The organism is Stenotrophomonas sp. STEN038 (assembly GCF_056759895.1).
The window spans coordinates 1-220 of sequence record NZ_JBRRDW010000126.1; the positions used below are offsets into that span (position 1 = coordinate 1).

The following is a 220-nucleotide window of genomic DNA, read 5'->3' on the forward strand; positions in this document are numbered from 1 at the left end:
TAATGTCACGAGGGCCGCTATTGCATCCGTCTCGGTAGGTGAGCGTGAGCATGTACCACGCGCCACGGAAACCCGTTGCTTTCGCTTCGTCATTGTGAAGTCTCGCGGACGGGGCGTGTCCGATTTTTTGTGTGTGAGGCGGTTTAGTCCGGAAGTCTCTTTCAGCGAGCCAGCGTGAATCGGTCTTCGTAGATTATCGCGAACTGGTTCATCGCCGCCT

Annotated in this window: 1 pseudogene; it reads right to left on the reverse strand. The window is 55.9% G+C overall.

The annotated features are described in order from the left end of the window. Positions 1–106 (reverse strand): annotated as a pseudogene (locus tag ACVOLS_RS21565) (replication initiation protein); the annotation flags it as partial. Positions 107–220: the final 114 nt, after the last annotated feature.